The following is a 20,409-nucleotide window of genomic DNA, read 5'->3' on the forward strand; positions in this document are numbered from 1 at the left end:
TTATTTCCGCTGTACCCAGTCGGCAATAAACGTCACGTGTGGCATTTTCAGCAACTGGACATGGTTACCGGAGCCGCGCTGAAGCTGTATTGCCGGGATCAGAGTCTGCCAGCCGGTCATCCGGTCGACGTCTGCGTCCTCGGCCAGGATCAGTGACGGCGTGACCTCCGGCAGCGACGTCGGCTGGTATCCGGTGCGCAGGTTGGCGGCAAAAACCCGGAAGATGGCCGTCAGATCCTGTACCCGGCTACTGGCCGACATCACACCGCACTCGACCAGGCGCTGATGCAGACACATCAGCCGCAGCGGTTGCGTCAATGTCGCCAGCTCAGGCTCCGTCAGTGCCAGTGCGGTACCTTGCATTTCAAACAGTGCAATCAGCCGCATGCATACCTGCAGGTCCGGGTACTCTTTCGCTGCCTGAGGCGCTCTGGAGTCCACCAGCGTCAGCGATGCCACCGGCGTGCCCTCCTGCTCCAGCCGTCGCGCCAGCTCCAGTGCACTCCAGCCGCCGAACGAATGACCCAGCAGATGGAGTGGCCCGTTGAGCGGCTGCGCCTTCAGCGCCTCCAAATAATACTGGGCGGCAGCCTCGACTGAACTGTGGGGTGTGGTGCCTTCCAGCAAACCCTGCGGTTGCAGGCCCCATACCTGCCAGTCATCCGGCATGACGGCAGTCAGCGCCATAAAACTCATGACGTTATCACCGGCACCGGGAATGCAGACCAGCACGGGCCCGGCCTGTCGGCCTGCCTGTAACGTTATCACCGGCGTCTGAGTCTGTGGCACGGTTGTCGGTTCTGGCAGCCTGCGGGCTTGAATCGCCTGGGATATCTGCTGACCGACCGTACCGACATGGGCTTCGGTAAACAGGCTCATGTGATCACCGGGCACCGGGGTCACCCGGATCGAGGACGGCGGTAAGATGTGGTCCCAGTGCAGGTACGGCTCTGCCCGTGCCAGACTGTCATGTGCAGCCAGCAGGTCAACCTGAACTGGCAGTGGCTGTGGCCGGTACTCGGCATTCAACAGATCCTGACGGTGTTGCAGCCAGCGGCAGAAATACGTCGGCGTCCAGTCAGAGGGGATGACGCCCCGTTGGCAGGCCAGTGCATGGTAATCCTGCCATTGCCGACAGGTTGCCAGCGCCGCGGTTGGCAGCGGCTCACCCCGCAGCGTCAGGACATCCTGAATCAGCGCCTGACTCATCTGCTCCAGCGTCTCTGCCGTATGCGATACCGATTCGACCGGCGGTAAAGCCCAGGTATCCAGCAGCCCCAGGAATTCAATCGACTGGTTCAGTCCGATCAACTGTGCGGCAATTTCATACGCCAGCGTGCCGCCCAGCGACCAGCCCAGCAGGCGATAAGGCCCCTGCGGTTGTACTTCGCGGATAATGCCGACATAACGGGCAGCCGCCCCCTGCAACGTTGTGAAGCTCGGCAAATGGCGATCCGGCCCCAGCAGACCGTACACCGGAATATCCGCATCAATCGCTGCCACCAGTTGCGGGCCATAAAGCAGTTCGCCGGTTGCCTCTGGCACTATGAACAAAGGGCGTTGCGATCCGGATGAACGCAACGCTACCCAGGCCTTGCGCTGCGTTTCTGCTGTGTCGAGCGCGGCTGCCAGTTCAAACAGGCGAGGGGATTCAAACAGGGTGGACAGGGAAAGCGTGAGTCCACGCCTGTGTATTTCACTCACCAGTTTCACCGCCAGTAATGAATGGCCACCGAGTTCAAAGAAGTGATCCTGACGACCAACACGCTCAACCCCCAGCAGCGTTTGCCACAGCTCTGCCAGCATCTGCTCCATGGCACTACGTGGGGCTTCAAAGGTCTGGTGGATAAAGGCGCTGTCATCCGGTTCCGGCAGGGCTTTTTGGTCAATCTTGCCATTGGCCGTCAGCGGCAGGGCGTCAACAGACACATAGACCGCCGGGGTCATGTAAGCAGGCAACTGCCCGGCGATGTGATCACGTAGTGCCTGCACGTCAGCGTCGCCGACATACCAGGCCACCAGACGCGGCTCACCATCCTGACCGGGGCGTGCCAGCACCACAGCATCCGTGACCTGCGCGTGACTACGTACCGCTGCTTCGATCTCACCGAGCTCAATACGGAAACCGCGTATTTTGACCTGGTGATCGTTACGGCCCAGATAGTCGAGGGTGCCGTCGGCATTCCAGCGAGCCAGATCGCCAGAGCGGTACATTCGTGCACCGGTTTCTGCCGTGAACGGATCGTCGAGGAACCGTTCTGCGGTCAGTTCTGGTCGGTTCAGGTAACCGCGCGCGACACCGGCCCCGGCGACATACAGCTCGCCGATCACCCCGATGGGCACCGGCTGTTGCTGCGCATCCAGCAGGTAGGTGCGTAAATCCGGCAGACGACGTCCGATCGGGCTGGCTGTGGACGCAACATCCGCTGGCTGCAACGGCTGCCAGGTGACGTGTACCGTGGTTTCGGTAATGCCATACATATTGATGAGCTGTGTGCGGTGATTGGTTGCTCGTGCATACCACGGTGCCAGACTCGATGGATTCAGCGCTTCGCCGCCAAAAATCACATAGCGCAATGCGTGGTGCCTGGCGTTGTCGGCCTGCGCCGCCATCAACTGCCGGAACGCGCTCGGCGTCTGGTTGAGAACCGTGACTTCTTGCTCACAAAGCAACTGATAGAAGGCCTGCGGCGAACGGCTGACCAGATACGGCACCACCACCAGACGACCCCCATTGAGCAGCGCCCCCCAGATTTCCCAGACGGAAAAGTCAAAGGCGTAGGAGTGGAACAGTGTCCAGACATCCCCGGCACCGAACTGGAACAGCGGTTGCGAAGCACGCAACAGCCGCACGACATGGTGATGTTCCACCAGCACGCCTTTCGGCAGCCCGGTGGAGCCGGAGGTGTAGATGACATAGGCCAGATGACGGGGCGTCAGGTCCACTACCGCCGGGTTGATATTATCAGCAGAGCAGGTAGCCCACGGCTGCGCTGGATCATCCAGCTCAATCACCGGGCTGTCAGTCGGCACGCTGGCACGCAGCGTGGTGGTGGTGATCAACGCGACCGGCTCACTGTCACGCAGAATATAGTGCAACCGTTCTTCCGGATAGCTCGGGTCGAGCGGGACATAGGCCCCACCGGCTTTTAGCGTTGCCAGCAGCGCCACCACCAGCTCGATGCTGCGCTCCAGCGCTATCGCCACACGCTGATCCGGCCTGACACCCTGTTCAATCAGCCAGTGCGCCAGCTGATTGGCACGGTGGTTTAGTTCGCTATAGCGCAGTGATTCGCCGTCAAAGACCACGGCAACCGTATCCGGCTGCCGGGCGGCCTGTTGCTCAAACCATTGATGAATGCAGATATCCGCCGGGAAGTGGGTCTCAATGTCATTGAAGCCGTACAGTACCTGCTGACGTTCGGCGTCCGGCAGCACCGTCAGGGCATGCACCGGTTGCGTTGGTGCCTGCGCCAGTGCGTCGGCCAGCGCCGTCAGGGTGACCTGCATCATTTCGCCGACACGCGCCGCACCGATACCCGTGGCGACCTGAATATCGAGGCTGAAGCCCGCCGCACCCTGATCGTTCACCGATACGTTGACCGGGTAGTTGGTGCGCTCCTGACTGAACAGCACGTCGATGCCATCCAGCTCTGTTTGTACCGCCGTCTGCTCGCTGCCGCCGTTATAGCGGTAGTTGAGCAGGCTGGTGAACAGCGGGCTCTGGGCACTGACGCCGCTGCATTGCTGGACGTCGGCCAGCGCGGCGTGTTCAAAACGCAGCAACCCGGCCAGACTGTCGTGCGTCTGGCGCAGTGCCTGTTCTACACTGACCTGCGCCAGCGACAGGCGCAACGGCAGGGTGTTCAGGAACATGCCCAGTACCCGGTCAGCGCCGTCACCACCGGCCATACGCCCAAACAGCACCGTGCCGAACACGACGTTATCCTGCCCGGTAGTGGCCTGCACCACACGGCCCCAGGCGAGATGGAACAGGCTGGTGACGCTGATGCCGCGCTGTTGTGACAGTGTTCGCAGCCGTTGCCCCAGAGTGTCTGACAGTACCAGATGATGTTCGTCGATGTGTTGGCCATTACCCTGGCTATCCAGCAGCCCGAACGGGGCGCAGGGTTCGTCAATATCCCCGAGTTGTGCCCGGAAATAGTCCTGCTGTGCCGATTGTTGTGCAGGTATAGCCGTCTGCTGACGGGCGAGGGCGACAAACTGCCGGAACGGCAGCGGGGCGGGTAGCTGGTCGGCGCGGCCCAGCAGGTGCGCCTGCACCTCTTCGAGCAGCAGCTCCAGCGTGGTGTGGTCCATGCACAAATGGTGGTGCAGCAGGCACAGCAGCCAGTGGTCATTGGCCGGGTCGGCGGCTTGCCAGGCCTGGATCATCGGTGCCTGCGCGACATTCATCTGCAACTGCGCCGGGGTAAAGCGCTGTTGCAGGGCGTCGGCGACATCGTCGGACTGGATAACCAGCGTTTCCACCGGCATTAGGGCTTCGCGCCAGACTACCTGCACGGCCTCGTCCAGCCCTTCCCAGACGATGCCGGTACGCAGAATGTCGTGACGCTGAATGACGGCCTGCAAGGCGGCAATGAAATGATCCAGCCCGTCCTTTTCCTTAAAGCTCAGGATGGAGCGGGTGATATAGGCATCGCCCACCGGCTGCAGCAGATGGTGGAACAGAATGCCGGTCTGGAGTGGTGCCAGCGGGTAAATATCCTGCACATTACGGGCTCCCCCCGGTACGGTGGCCACCACGGCATCGATCTGCGTCTGCGTCAGAGCCACCAAAGGCAGCATCTCCGGGGTGATCTGCTCGCAATCCGGGTGAATCCGGTTGGCCGGAACGTTCGCGGTTGTTTCACTGCCCGTCAGCGTGGTCGCCAGTGCAGCCAGCGTCGGTTGCCTGAACAACTCGCTGACGGCGAGCGTATACCCCGCCCGGCGCAGGCGTTCGATAAGCTTAATCGCCAGCAGCGAATGACCACCGAGTTCGAAGAAGTGATCCTGCCGCCCGACGTGCTCAATGCCCAGCAGGTCCTGCCATATCGTGGCAATCGTCTGTTCGGTTGCGGTTTGCGGTGCCTCGTAGTCGGTGTGGACAAAGGCGCTGTCATCCGGGGCCGGTAAGGCGTTGCGATCGACTTTACCGTTCGGCGTCAGCGGCAGTGCGAGCATCTGTACACAGGCCGCCGGTACCATATGGGCAGGCAGCCGCTCAGCGAGATGGCGGCGCAGTGTTTGCGTCTCAGTGTCACCGACATACCAGACGATCAGCCGTGGTTGGCCGTTATGATCCGCTCGCGCTAACACCACCGCTTCGGTGACGTCAGTGCATCCGAGTGCGCAGGACTCGATTTCACCCGGCTCAATACGAAAACCGCGGATCTTGACCTGACTGTCGTTACGGCCCAGGTATTCCAGTGTCCCGTCAGTCTGCCAGCGGCCCAGATCGCCGGTGCGGTACATCCGTGTACCCGGCTCGTGAGCAAACGGATCATCCAGAAAACGCTCAGTCGTCAGATCGGGGCGGTTCAGATAGCCGCGCGCGACGCCGACGCCGCCGATATAAATCTCACCGGTGACACCGACGGGTACCAACTGACCGTGACCGTCCAGCAGATAGATTTTGGTGTTTTCAACCGGGTAGCCGATCGGTGGCTGACCGGCATAAGGTTGATGCAGGGCAAAGGTGCTGGCCCAGATGGTGGCTTCGGTCGGGCCATAGGCGTTGTAGACTGCCCGGCCAGCACACCAGGGCGCAATCGCTTCACGGCTGATGGCGTCCCCGGCGGTCACCAGCACGGCCAGATCTGGCAGCGCCTGTGCCGGGTTGAGGCTGGAGAGTGCCGCCGGTGGCAGTGTGGCATGGCTGATACGCTGTTGCTGCATAAACTGTGTCAGAGTCTCACCCAGCAGTCGGCCCCGAGGCAGGTACAGCGCTGCCCCAGAGCACAATGCCATCACGATATCGAACAGACTGGCATCGAAACTGAGGGAGCTGAACTGGAGTACACGGCTGCCTGCCCCTGCGTTAAACAGGCGGATTTGTGCCTGTGACAGATTACACAGGCCCCGGTGCTCGACCAGCACCCCTTTGGGTTGCCCGGTGGAGCCGGAGGTGTAAATCACATAGGCCAGATGGCGGGGCGTCAGGCCCACCGCTGCCGGGTTGATATTGTCAGCCGGGCAGGTGGCCCACGGTTGTTCCGGGGTATCCAGCGCAATCACCGGGCAGTCGGCCGTCATTCGGGCGTTCAGCACGGTGGTGGTGATCAGCACCACCGGTGCGCTGTCGGCCAGCATGTACTGCAGGCGCTCCGTTGGGTAGGCCGGGTCGAGCGGGACATAAGCCCCACCGGCTTTCAGCGTCGCCAGCAGTGCCACCACCAGGTCGATGCTGCGCTCCAGTGCAATCGCCACCCGGTCATCCGGCCTGACACCCTGTTCAATCAGCCAGTACGCCAGCTGATTGGCACGGTGGTTCAGCTCGCCATAGCGCAGTGATTCGCCGTCAAAGACCACAGCGACGGCGTCCGGCTGCCGGGCGGCCTGCTGTTCGAACAACTGATGGATACAGATATCTGCCGGGAAGTCTGCCGCCGTGTCATTAAAGCCGAGCAGTACCTGCTGGCGTTCGGCGTCCGGCAGTACCGTCAGGCGATGCACCGGTTGCGCTGGGGACTGTGCCAGTGCGTCGGCCAGCGCCGTCAGGGTGAGGCGCATCATCTCACCGACACGTGCTGCACCGATACCCGCGGCGACCTGAATATCGAGACTGAAGCCCGCCGTACCCTGATCGTTCACCGATACGTTGACCGGGTAGTTGGTGCGCTCCTGACTGAACAGGACGTCGACGCCATCCAGCTCTGTCTGTACCTCCGTCTGTTCATTGCCGCCGTTATAGCGGTAGTTGAGCAGGCTGGTGAACAGCGGACTCTGGGTACCGACACCGCTATATTGTTGAATTTCAGCCAATGAGGCGTGCTCATGGGCCAGCAGTCCGGCCAGGCTGTCGTGCGTCTGGCGCAGTGCCTGTTCGACACTCACCTGACCCAGCGACAGGCGTAACGGCAGGGTGTTCAGGAACATGCCCAGCACCCGGTCAGCACCTTCACCACCGGCCATACGGCCAAACAGCACCGTGCCGAAAACGACATTGTCCTGCCCGGTAGTGGCCTGCACCACACGGCCCCAGGCCAGATGGAACAGGCTGGTGACGCTGATGCCACGCTGTTGTGACAGTGTCCGCAGCCGTTGTCCCAGTGTATCTGACAGCGGCAGATGGTGTTCATCCATGTGCTGACCGCTGCCCTGAACATCGAGCAGCCCGAACGGGGCACAGGGCTCGTCAATATCCCCGAGCTGTGCCCGGAAATAGTCCTGCTGTGCCTGCGCATCCGTCTGCTGACGGGCGAGGGCGACAAACTGCCGGAACGGCAGCGGGGCCGGTAACTGGTCGGCGCGGCCCTGCAGGTGTGCCTGCACCTCTTCGAGCAGTAGCTCCAGTGTGGTGTGGTCCATGCACAGGTGGTGATGCAGCAGGCACAGCAGCCAGCGGTTATTCACCGGGTCGGCAGCCTGATACCCCTGGATCATCGGTGCCTGAGTGATGTTCATCTGCAACTGCGCCGGGGTAAAGCGCTGTTGCAGGGCATCGGCGACATCGTCGGACTGAATAACCAGCGTTTCCACCGGCATTAGGGCTTCGCGCCAGACTACCTGCACGGCCTCGTCCAGCCCTTCCCAGACGATCGCCGTGCGCAGAATATCGTGACGCTGGATCACCGCCTGCAAGGCGGCAATGAAATGATCCAACTCGTCTTTTTCGGCAAAGCTCAGGATGGAGTGGGTGATATACGCATCCCCCACCGGCTGCAACAGATGGTGGAACAGAATGCCGTTCTGTAACGGTGCCAGCGGGTAGATATCCTGCACATTGCGCACACCGCCCGGCACGGTCGCCACCACGGTATCGATCTGTGCCTGCGTCAGGGTAATCAGCGGCAGCATGGCCGGGGTGATGTGGGTGCTGTCGGCATGGATCAGGTTGGTCGGTACTGTCATGGTGGTGTCGCTGCCCGTCAGCGTAGCGGCCAGTGCGGCCAGTGTTGGCTGTCTGAACAGGTCGCTGACGGCGAGCGTATACCCCGCCTGTCGTAAGCGTTCGATCAGTTTAATCGCCATCAGTGAATGACCACCGAGCTCGAAGAAGTGATCCTGCCGCCCGACGCGTTCAATGCCCAGCAGGTCCTGCCAGAGTTGTGCGAGCATCTGTTCGGTCTCGCCCTGCGGGGCCTCGTAGCGGGTGCGGACAAAGGCGCTGTCATCCGGTGCCGGCAGCGCCTTGCGGTCCACCTTGCCGTTTTGCGTCAGCGGGATCTGCGCCAGTTGCACGTAGGCTGACGGCACCATAGGCGCGGGCAGGCGCTGCGCCAGCTGTGCTTTCAGCGCCTCAACGGTGAGTGCTTCATCCGACAGGGTGTAATAGGCCACCAGTCGCTGATCGCCGGTTGCGGTGCGCTGTGCCACCACCACCGCCTCGCGTACACCGGTGCAGCCCTGCACTGCCGACTCAACCTCACCGGGTTCAATACGGAAGCCACGGATCTTGACCTGCTCGTCATTACGACCGAGGTAATCAAGGGTGCCGTCGGCATGCCAGCGGCCCAGATCGCCGGTGCGATACATCCGCGCATTCGGTGCAGTCGAGAACGGATCGGCCAGGAAGCGCTCGGCAGTGAGCTCGGGGCGGTTCAGGTAACCACGCGCCACACCGATGCCACCGATATAGATTTCACCGGCAACACCCAGCGGCACCGGCTGGTGATTCGCATCCAGCAGGTAAACCCGACGGTTGGCCATCGGGCGTCCGATATGCGGCCGTGCGGTTTGTCCGGTGATGCGTGTATGGGTGCTGTCCACGGTACATTCGGTCGGGCCGTAGACGTTATGGCATGTGATGCCTTCCAGCGAGGCCAGCAGCTGCCACTGGGCGGCACCGATGGCTTCACCGCCAAGCAGGACCGTACGCAATGAGGCCGGTAACGGCCCGGCGGCCATCAGCAGCGCCAGTTGTGACGGTGTGCAGTCAAAGACCTCCAGCGCCTGCTGTGTCATCCACTCGCGCAGCAGTTCACCGTTCTGGCGTATCGCGTCGGGTACAATCACCAGCGTGCGGCCCGAGGCCAGTTGCACCAGCTGCTGCACCGAGGCATCAAAGGACGGTGAGGCGTTGAGGCTGATACGTTGCAGGTCGGCGTCATGGTAAACCGCCTGTTCCAGCCCGGTCCACAGGTTGACCACGCTGCCGTGTTCGACCTGTACCCCTTTCGGCAGCCCGGTGGAGCCGGAGGTATAGATGATATAGGCCAGATGATGCGGCGTCAGGCCCACCACCGCCGGGCTGATGTTGTTGGCCGGGCAGGTGGCCCACGGTTGTACCGGCGTATCCAGCGCAATCACCGTGACGTCAGTCGAGATGGTTGAGCGGAGCGCGGTGGTGGTGATTAACACTGTCGGTGCGCTGTCGGCCAGCATGTACTGCAGGCGCGCTGTCGGGTAGGCCGGGTCGAGCGGGACATAGGCCCCACCGGCTTTCAGCGTCGCCAGCAACGCCACCACCAGCTCGACACCGCGCGCCAGCGCAATCGCCACCCGGTCATCCGGCCTGACACCCTGTTCAGTCAGCCAGTGTGCCAGCTGATTCGCCCGGCGGTTCAGTTCGCCATAGCTCAGCGATTCGCCATCAAAGACCACGGCGACGGCATCCGGTGAATGTGCGGCCTGCTGTTCAAACAGCTGATGGATACAGATATCTGCCGGGAAGTCTGCCGCCGTGTCATTAAAGCCGTGCAGCACCTGCTGACGTTCGGCGTCCGGCAACAGCGCTATCTGCGCCACTGGCTGATGGCGGTCAGCCACCATGGCGCGCAGCAGGGTCTGCCAGTAGGTCAGGAAGCGCCGGATGGTGTGGGCTTCAAACAGTGCGGTGGCGTAGTTCAGCTGGCCGCTCAGGCCGCTGTCGCTCTCGGTGATGTCGAGACTCAGGTCAAACTGGGCGGTGTCGTGGTCCGGTGTCAGCGGCGTCAGCGTCAGCCCGTCCAGCGCCAGCGTGGCAGGCGGGGTGTTCTGGACACCGAACACCACCTGGAAGAGCGGGCTGTAGGCCAGACTGCGGGCAGGGGCGACGGCTTCGACAATCTGCTCGAACGGCAGGTCCTGATGGGCCTGTGCGGCAATCACGGTTTCCCGGACCCGGGCCAGCAGGGTGGCGGTATCGACTGGCCCGGACAAATCGATGCGCAGCGGCTGGGTATTGACGAACATGCCAATCAGCCCCTCCAGCTCGGTGCGGGTACGCCCGGCAACCGGGGTGCCGATAACGACATCGTCCTGCCCGGCGAGGCGGCCCAGCAGGGCGGCCCAGCCTGCCAGCAGGGTCATGAACAGCGTGGTGCCGTGACGACGGCCCAGCGCGTACAGGGCGTCGGCCAGCTCGCGCTCCAGCGTAAACGCGACAGTGGCACCGTCGTAACGCTGTGTTGGCGGGCGCGGGTGGTCGGCGGGCAGCGTCAGGCAGTCCGGCGCGCCGCGAAGGTGGTCGACCCAGTACTGTTGCTGACGCTGCAGGACCTCGCCCTGCAGGTGCTGGCGCTGCCAGGCGGCGTAATCGCCGTAACGGATGTGCAGGGCTGGCAGCGGGTCGGGCTGACCGGCGTTAAAGGCGGCGTACAGGGTGCTGAGTTCGCTGATAAACAGGCCAATCGACCAGCCATCGGCAATGAGGTGGTGCAGTGCCAGTCGCAGCAGGTGGGTCTGCGTATCGACACGGAGCATCTGCCCCTGCACCAGCGGGCCGGTACGCAGGTCAAACACCGGGGTGAAGACCGGCAGGTCATCGCCGGGTGCCACGGTGATTATCGCCAGCGGGAACGGGCGCAGACCGGTGGGCTCGATGACCTGAACCGCGTCGCCCTCTACCGGCTCAAAGCGGGTGCGCAGGGGGGCATGACGGGCCATGATGCGGTCCAGCGCCCGGGTCAGTGCGGAGACGTTCAGCGCACCCTGCAACTGCACCGCGCCCTGAATCACATAGGCGGCGCTGGCGGCCGGGTCGAGCTGGGTCAGGAACCAGAGGCGCTGCTGGGCCAGTGACAGCGGCGGGGTGAGCTCATCGGGCAGCGGTGTGATGGCCGACAGGGTCTGCGGGGCCGCTTCGTGCAGTACCGCAGCCAGTGCCTGCAGTGTCGGGTGGGCAAACAGCTGTGCCAGCGGCAGTTCACGGTTAAGTGTGGAGCGGATATGGGAGACCAGCCGCACCGCCAGCAGGGAATGGCCGCCGAGCTCGAAGAAGTGGTCCTGCCGCCCGACGCGCTCAATGCCGAGCAGGCGCTGCCAGATGGCGGCCAGCGCCTGTTCGGTCTCGCCCTGCGGGGCTTCGTAGGTGGTGCGGACAAAGGCGCTGTCATCCGGGGCAGGCAGGGCCTTGCGGTCCACCTTGCCGTTGGGTGTCAGTGGGATCCGGTCCAGCCGCACGTAGGCTGATGGCACCATATAACCCGGCAGACGTTGCGCCAGTTCCTGTTTCAGTGCCTCAACGGTGAGTGCTTCATTCGACAGGGTGTAATAGGCCACCAGTCGGTGATCACCCGTTGCGGTGCGCTGTGCCACCACCACCGCCTCGCGTACACCGGTGCAGTCCTGCAGTACCGATTCAACCTCACCGGGTTCAATACGGAAACCGCGGATTTTGACCTGAAAATCATTACGACCCAGATACTCAATGCCACCGTCGGCCAGCCAGCGACCCAGATCACCGGTGCGATACATCCGTGCATTCGGTTCGGTTACAAACGGATCGTCGAGGAAGCGTTCGGCGGTCAGGTCGGGGCGGTTCAGGTAACCGCGTGCCACACCGACGCCACCGATATAGATTTCACCGGCAATACCCAACGGTACCGGCTGCTGATGCGCATCCAGAATATAGAGGCGGCTATTGTCTATCGGGTAGCCAATCGGCGGCAGGCGCGGCCAGTCAGCGGCGTTGCCGGAACATTGATACTCCGTCACCACGTGGGTTTCTGCCGGGCCGTATTGGTTGTGCAGGCGGATAGGGCCGGAGCGTTGGCACAGGGCGCGGATTTCATTGCTTATCAGCAGCCGTTCGCCAGCGGTGATGATTTCTTTTACCGGCAATCCCTGCTGCGTTTGTGCGCAGGTCACGGCCAGTGTCTGCAACGCGGCGACCGGCAAAAAGACGCGCTCGATGGCATGCTTCCCGATAACGTTCAGCAGCCGGTCCATTTGTAAGCGATCTTCACTGGCGATCATCACCAGTTTGCCGCCGCCGGTCAGGGCGCTGAGGATTTCCTGAAAGGCGACATCAAAACCGAAGGAGGCAAATTGCAGTGTGGTCATGGCTGCCTGCTCTCTGGCCTGCCAGTGCAGCAGATTGACCAGCGGCGCATGCGGCATAGCCACCCCCTTGGGCTGGCCGGTGGAGCCGGAGGTGTAGATGACATAGGCCAGATTATCCGGTGTCAGGCCGATTTCTTTGCGGGACGGGTTATCGCTGGGGTGTGTTGCCCAGTGTTCGGCATCCCGTGTCAGATGCAGCACTGTTGCTGTACCGGTCAGGTTGTCTAACACCGCCTGTCCGTGCTGATCGACCAGAATAACGCCGGGGGCGCTGTCTTTGAGCATAAACGCCAGACGTGCGGAGGGGTATTCTGGGTCCAGCGGCACGCAAGCGGCCCCGGCTTTCAGTGTGGCCAGCACGCAGACGATCATCTCCGGGTGGCGTTCAGTACAGATAGCCACCCGATCATCGGCACCGATGCCCAGCTCACGCAGATGGTGCGCCAGTTGGTTGGCGCGACGGTTCAGTTCGCCATAGCTTAGCGACTGGTCTGCAAAGACCAGCGCAATCCGTTCCGGATGCTGTGCCGCCTGCTGCTCGATACGTTCATGAACACAGATCCCGGTCGGGTAAGCCGTTTGAGTGCGATTAAATCCCGTTAGCACCTGATGCCGTTCAGCGTCCGGCAGAACGGACAACCGGTGCAATGGCTGTTCAGGTGACCGCTCCAGCGCATCGATCAGTTGCGCCAGCTCGTGCTGCATCATCTGTCCGATCCGTTCACCGCCCAGGCGGCGATCGGCCTGAACCTTGAGTGAGAAACCGGCGTTAAGCGCATCATCCACGGATAGCGTAAGCGGATAATTGGTGCGTTCTTCCGCCTTCAGGAGTGTGATGCCGTGCCACGGGTCATCGACGATGTTGTCGTTTGCCTGCGTGACATCATGGCGATAGTTCAGCAATGCGCTGAACAGGGGTTGCGATGCGGCAACGCCACTGCATTGCTGCGCCAGGGCCAGCGAGGCATGTTCATGGGCCAGCAAGTCGGTCAGGCGTCGGTGCGTCTGCTCCAGTGCGGCCCGGACGGTGACATCGGCCAGCGTCAGTCGTAGCGGCAGAGTGTTAATGAACAGTCCCAGCGCCTGCTCACTACCGTCTTGCAGCCGACCCAGCAGAACGGTGCCGAAGACCACATCATCACGACCGGACAGCGCACCGATAACCTGCCCCCAGGCCAGATGGAACAGACTGGCGGCACTGATGCCCTCGTGTTGTGCCTGCCGACGAATGCGCCCGGCCAGTGTGTCCGGCAGCGGCAGGATAGCTTCATCCATATCGACCAGTTCGGTCAGGCCGCCGGGGAGGGTGGGAGCTTCCACGTCCGCCAGTTGCTGATGGAAAAACGCTTTATCGTCAGTGGTGGCGGCTCTGGCGCGCACCTGTGCGACGTGATTACGGAAAGGCGTCGAGGCGGGCAGTTGCTCCAGTTCACCGCGTTCGTCCGCGTGTATTTCGTTAAGCAGAATATCCAGCGTGGTGTGATCCAGACACAGGTGATGATGTTGCAGGCACAACAGCCAGCGGTCATTGGCTTCATCGTTTGCCATCAGCAGGTTGAACAGCGGTGCCTGACGCAGATCCAGACGCCCCGGTTTCATGCCGAGCAGTTGATCGGCAGCGTCGCCCGCTGCCGGATTCAGGTGCACCGGCGTTGCCGTCAGTTCGGCACGCCGTAACACCACCTGTACCGGTTGCGGCAAGCCTTCCCAGCGCACAGCCGTGCGCAGAATATCGTGACGGGCAATCACGCGGTTTAGCGAGGCGATAAACGCCTCCAGTCGTTGTTGTGTTGCAAATGCCAGCAGTGAACTGTTCAGGTAAGGATCATGCGACTCTGCCAGCAGGTAGTGATACAGCACCCCTTCCTGTAACGGGGTCAGCGGGTAGATATCCTGAATCTGGCGGACGCCACCGGGAACGCTGGACACAATCCCGTCAATGTTCTCCTGCGTCAGTTCAAGTAGCGGCAGCATAGCGGGTGTAATACGCCGACTGTCGGCGGTGATCCGGTTTTCCGGCACCGTTGCCTGTTCAAAACGTTCAATCGTCGTGGCAAGCTCCGCCAGACTGGTGTGCTCAAATACCGCCCGCACTGGGATATTCAACCCCTGACTCTGCAGTGCGGCAATCAGGCGTACCACCAGCAGCGAATGACCACCGAGTTCGAAGAAGTGATCCTGCCGACCGACGCGCTCAATCCCCAGCAGGTCTTGCCAGAGTTGCGCGAGTCGCTGTTCGGTTTCGCCCTGCGGGGCCTCGTAGCGGGTGCGGACAAAGGCGCTGTCATCCGGGGCGGGCAGCGCCTTGCGGTCCACCTTGCCGTTTTGCGTCAGCGGGATCTGCGCCAGTTGTACGTAGGCCGAGGGCACCATGGGCGCAGGCAGGCGCTGCGCCAGCTGTGCTTTCAGCGCCTCAACGGTGAGTACTTCATCCGACAGGGTGTAATAGGCCACCAGTCGCTGATCGCCGGTTGCGGTGCGCTGTGCCACCACCACCGCCTCGCGTACACCGGTGCAGCCCTGCACTGCCGACTCAACCTCACCGGGTTCAATACGGAAGCCACGGATCTTGACCTGCTCGTCATTACGGCCCAGATAGTCGATAGTGCCGTCGGCATGCCAGCGGCCCAGATCGCCGGTGCGATACATCCGCGCATTCGGCGCGGTCGAGAACGGATCGGCCAGGAAGCGCTCGGCAGTGAGCTCGGGGCGGTTCAGGTAACCACGCGCCACACCGACGCCACCGATATAGATTTCACCGGCAACACCCAGCGGCACCGGCTGGCGGTTCGCATCCAGCAGGTAAACCCGACGGTTGGCCATCGGTCGGCCGATATGTGGCCGGGTTGTTTGCCCGGTGATGCGCGTATGGGTGCTGTCCACGGTACATTCGGTCGGGCCGTAGACGTTATGGCATGTGATACCTTCCAGCGAGGCCAGTGCCTGCCACTGGGCGGTACCGATGGCTTCGCCGCCGAGCAGGACCGTGCGCAATGAGGCCGGTAACGGCCCGGCGGCCATCAGCAGCGCCAGTTGTGACGGTGTGCAGTCAAAGACCTCCAGCGCCTGCTGTGTCATCCACTCGCGCAGCAGTTCACCGTTCTGGCGTATCGCGTCGGGTACAATCACCAGCGTGCGGCCCGAGGCCAGTTGCACCAGCTGCTGCACCGAGGCATCAAAGGACGGTGAGGCGTTGAGGCTGATACGTTGCAGGTCGGCGTCATGGTAAACCGCCTGTTCCAGCCCGGTCCACAGGTTGACCACGCTGCCGTGTTCGACCTGTACCCCTTTCGGCAGCCCGGTGGAGCCGGAGGTATAGATGATATAGGCCAGATGATGCGGCGTCAGGCCCACCACCGCCGGGCTGATGTTGTTGGCCGGGCAGGTGGCCCACGGTTGTACCGGCGTATCCAGCGCAATCACCGTGACGTCAGTCGAGATGGTTGAGCGGAGCGCGGTGGTGGTGATTAACACTGTCGGTGCGCTGTCGGCCAGCATGTACTGCAGGCGCGCTGTCGAGTAGGCCGGGTCGAGCGGGACATAGGCCCCACCGGCTTTCAGCGTCGCCAGCAACGCCACCACCAGCTCGACACCGCGCGCCAGCGCAATCGCCACCCGGTCATCCGGCCTGACACCCTGTTCAGTCAGCCAGTGTGCCAGCTGATTCGCCCGGCGGTTCAGTTCGCCATAGCTCAGCGATTCGCCATCAAAGACCACGGCGACGGCATCCGGTGAATGTGCGGCCTGCTGTTCAAACAGCTGATGGATACAGATATCTGCCGGGAAGTCTGCCGCCGTGTCATTAAAGCCGTGCAGCACCTGCTGACGTTCGGCGTCCGGCAACAGCGCTATCTGCGCCACTGGCTGATGGCGGTCAGCCACCATGGCGCGCAGCAGGGTCTGCCAGTAGGTCAGGAAGCGCCGGATGGTGTGGGCTTCAAACAGTGCGGTGGCGTAGTTCAGCTGGCCGCTCAGGCCGCTGTCGCTCTCGGTGATGTCGAGACTCAGGTCAAACTGGGCGGTGTCGTGGTCCGGTGTCAGCGGCGTCAGCGTCAGCCCGTCCAGCGCCAGCGTGGCAGGCGGGGTGTTCTGGACACCGAACACCACCTGGAAGAGCGGGCTGTAGGCCAGACTGCGGGCAGGGGCGACGGCTTCGACAATCTGCTCGAACGGCAGGTCCTGATGGGCCTGTGCGGCAATCACGGTTTCCCGGACCCGGGCCAGCAGGGTGGCGGTATCGACTGGCCCGGACAAATCGATGCGCAGCGGCTGGGTATTGACGAACATGCCAATCAGCCCCTCCAGCTCGGTGCGGGTACGCCCGGCAACCGGGGTGCCGATAACGACATCGTCCTGCCCGGCGAGGCGGCCCAGCAGGGCGGCCCAGCCTGCCAGCAGGGTCATGAACAGCGTGGTGCCGTGACGGCGGCCCAGCGCGTACAGGGCGTCGGCCAGCTCGCGCTCCAGCGTAAACGCGACAGTGGCACCGTCGTAACGCTGTGTTGGCGGGCGCGGGTGGTCGGCGGGCAGCGTCAGGCAGTCCGGCGCGCCGCGAAGGTGGTCGACCCAGTACTGTTGCTGACGCTGCAGGACCTCGCCCTGCAGGTGCTGGCGCTGCCAGGCGGCGTAATCGCCGTAACGGATGTGCAGGGCTGGCAGCGGGTCGGGCTGACCGGCGTTAAAGGCGGCGTACAGGGTGCTGAGTTCGCTGATAAACAGGCCAATCGACCAGCCATCGGCAATGAGGTGGTGCAGTGCCAGCCGCAGCAGGTGGGTCTGCGTATCGACACGGAGCATCTGCCCCTGCACCAGCGGGCCGGTACGCAGGTCAAACACCGGGGTGAAGACCGGCAGGTCATCGCCGGGTGCCACGGTGATTATCGCCAGCGGGAACGGGCGCAGACCGGTGGGCTCGATGACCTGAACCGCGTCGCCCTCTACCGGCTCAAAGCGGGTGCGCAGGGGGGCATGACGGGCCATGATGCGGTCCAGCGCCCGGGTCAGTGCCGAGACGTTCAGCGCACCGTGCAACTGCACCGCGCCCTGAATCACATAGGCGGCGCTGGCAGCCGGGTCAAGCTGGGTCAGGAACCAGAGGCGCTGCTGAGCCAGTGACAGCGGCGGGGTGACCTCATCGGGCAGCGGTGTGATGGCCGACAGGGTCTGCGGGGCCGCTTCGTGTAGTACCGCGGCCAGTGCCTGCAGCGTCGGGTGGGCAAACAGCTGTGCCAGCGGCAGTTCACGGTTAAGTGTGGAGCGGATATGGGAGACCAGCCGCACCGCCAGCAGGGAATGGCCGCCGAGCTCGAAGAAATGGTCCTGACGCCCGACGCGCTCAATGCCGAGCAGGCGCTGCCAGATGGCGGCCAGCACCTGTTCGGCCTCGCCCTGCGGGGCTTGGTAGGTGGTACGGACAAAGGCGCTGTCGTCCGGGGCGGGCAGGGCCTTGCGGTCCACCTTGCCGTTTTGTGTCAGCGGGATCTGTGCCAGCCGCACGTAGGCTGATGGCACCATATAACCCGGCAGGCGTTGTGCCAGTTGCGCTTTTAGTGCCTCCGTCGTGGCTTCACTGTCATCGCTAATTTCAGTGTTATTGCTAATAGTGTTATCGCTAATGTAGTAGGCCAGCAGTTGCTGATCGGGACTGACCGTCACCACGGCATCGGTGACGCCGGCGCAGGTAGTCAGCACGGCGGCGATTTCACCGGGTTCAATACGAAAGCCACGGATCTTGACCTGATCGTCATTACGACCCAGATAGTCGATGGTGCCGTCGGCATGCCAGCGGCCCACATCGCCTGTCTTGTACATTCGCGCATTCGGCACTGTTGAGAACGGATCGGTCAGGAAGCGTTCGGCGGTAAGGTCGGGGCGGTTCAGGTAACCACGCGCCACACCGACGCCACCGATATAGATTTCACCGGCAACACCCAGCGGCACCGGCTGGCGGTTCGCATCCAGCAGGTAAACCCGCCGGTTGGCCATCGGTCGGCCGATATGTGGCCGGGCGGTTTGCCCGGTGATGCGCGTATGGGTACTGTCCACGGTACATTCGGTCGGGCCGTAGACGTTATGGAATGTGATGCCTTCCAGCGAGGCCAGCGCCTGCCACTGCGCGGCACCGATGGCTTCGCCGCCGAGCAGGACCGTGCGCAGTGATGGTGGTAACGGCCCGGCGGCCATCAGCAGCGCCAGCTGTGACGGTGTGCAGTCTAAGACATCCAGCGCCTGCTGCGTCATCCACTCGCGCAACTGTTCACCGTTCTGGCGTATCGCGTCGGGTACAATCACCAGCGTGCGGCCCGAGGCCAGCTGCACCAGCTGCTGCACCGAGGCATCAAAGGACGGTGAGGCATTGAGGCTGACGCGTTGCAGGTCGGCGGAACCATACACTGCCTGTTCCAGCCCGGCCCACAGGTTGACCACGCTGCCGTGCTCGACCTGTACCCCTTTCGGCAGCCCGGTGGAGCCGGAGGTATAGATGATATAGGACAGATGATGCGGCGTCAGGCCCACCGACGCCGGGGCGATATTGTCGGTTGGGTAGGCTGACCACGGCTGGGCCGGGGTATCCAGCGCAATCACCGGGCAGTCGGCTGCCATTCGGGCGTTCAGCTCGGTGGTGGTAATCAGCACCACCGGTGCGCTGTCAGCCAGCATGTACTGCAGGCGCTCCGGCGGATAGGCCGGGTCGAGCGGGACATAGGCCCCACCGGCTTTCAGCGTCGCCAGCAGTGCCACCACCAGGTCGACACCACGCGCCAGCGCCATCGCCACCCGGTCATCCGGCCTGACACCCTGTTCAGTCAGCCAGTGCGCCAGCCGGTTGGCACGGCGGTTCAGCTCGCCATAGCTCAGCGATGCGTTTTCGAAGACCACGGCGACGGCATCTGGCTGCCGGGCGGCCTGCTGCTCAAACAGTTGATGGATGCAGATGTCCGCCGGGAAGTCTGCCGCCGTGTCATTAAAGCCGTGCAGCACCTGCTGGCGTTCGGCGTCCGGCAGTACCGTCAGGGCATGTACCGGTTGCGTCGGTGCCTGTGCCAGTGCGTCAGCCAGTGCCGTCAGGGTGAGGCGCATCATTTCGCCGACACGTGCCGCACCGATACCCTCTGCAACCTGAATATCGAGGCTGAAGCCCGCCGCACCCTGATCGTTCACCGATACGTTGACCGGGTAGTTGGTGCGCTCTTGACTGAACAGCACGCCGATGCCATCCAGTTCTGTCTGTACCTCCGTCTGTTCGCTGCCGCCGTTATAGCGGTAGTTGAGCAGGCTGGTAAATAGCGGGCTGTGTGCGTCAATGCCGCTGCATTGCTGGACGTCGGCCAGCGAGGCATGCTCAAAACGCAGCAGTCCGGCCAGGCTGTCGTGCGTCTGGCGCAGCGCCTGTTCGACACTCACCTGCGCCAGCGACAGGCGTAACGGCAGGGTGTTCAGGAACATGCCCAGCACCCGGTCAGCGCCCTCACCACCGGCCATACGGCCAAACAGCACGGTGCCGAACACGACGTTATCCTGCCCGGTGGTGGCCTGCACCACACGGCCCCAGGCCAGATGGAACAGGCTGGTGACGCTGATGCCGCGCTGTTGTGACAGTGTCCGCAGCCGTTGCCCCAGGGCGTCTGACAGTGGCAGATGGTGTTCGTCGATGTGCTGCCCGCTGCCCTGAACATCGAGCCGCCCGAACGGGGCACAGGGTTCGTCAATATCCCCGAGCTGTGCCTGGAAATAGTCCTGCTGTGCCTGCGCATCCGTCTGCTGACGGGCGAGGGCGACAAACTGCCGGAACGGCAGCGGGGCCGGTAACTGGTCGGCGCGGCCCTGCAGGTGTGCCTGCACCTCTTCGAGCAGCAGTTCCAGCGTGGTGTGGTCCATGCACAGGTGGTGGTGCAGCAGGCACAGCAGCCAGCGGTTATTGGCCGGGTCGGCAGCCTGCCAGGCTTGAATCATCGGTGCCTGAGCAATGTTCATGGATAA

The 20,409-nt window shown here is 62.9% G+C and carries 1 protein-coding gene (only partly in view); it reads right to left on the minus strand.

Annotation, left to right across the window (positions count from 1 at the left end):
• On the minus strand, positions 1-20,409 hold the 3' portion of the coding sequence (locus FGI04_RS03585) for a non-ribosomal peptide synthase/polyketide synthase (RefSeq protein WP_434964878.1). It continues 10,194 nt past the right edge of the window; only the last 20,409 of its 30,603 coding nucleotides appear in the window; its start codon lies beyond the right edge, outside the window; it ends in the stop codon at positions 1-3.

Source organism: Dickeya ananatis (assembly GCF_019464615.1).
Lineage (GTDB): Bacteria > Pseudomonadota > Gammaproteobacteria > Enterobacterales > Enterobacteriaceae > Dickeya > Dickeya oryzae.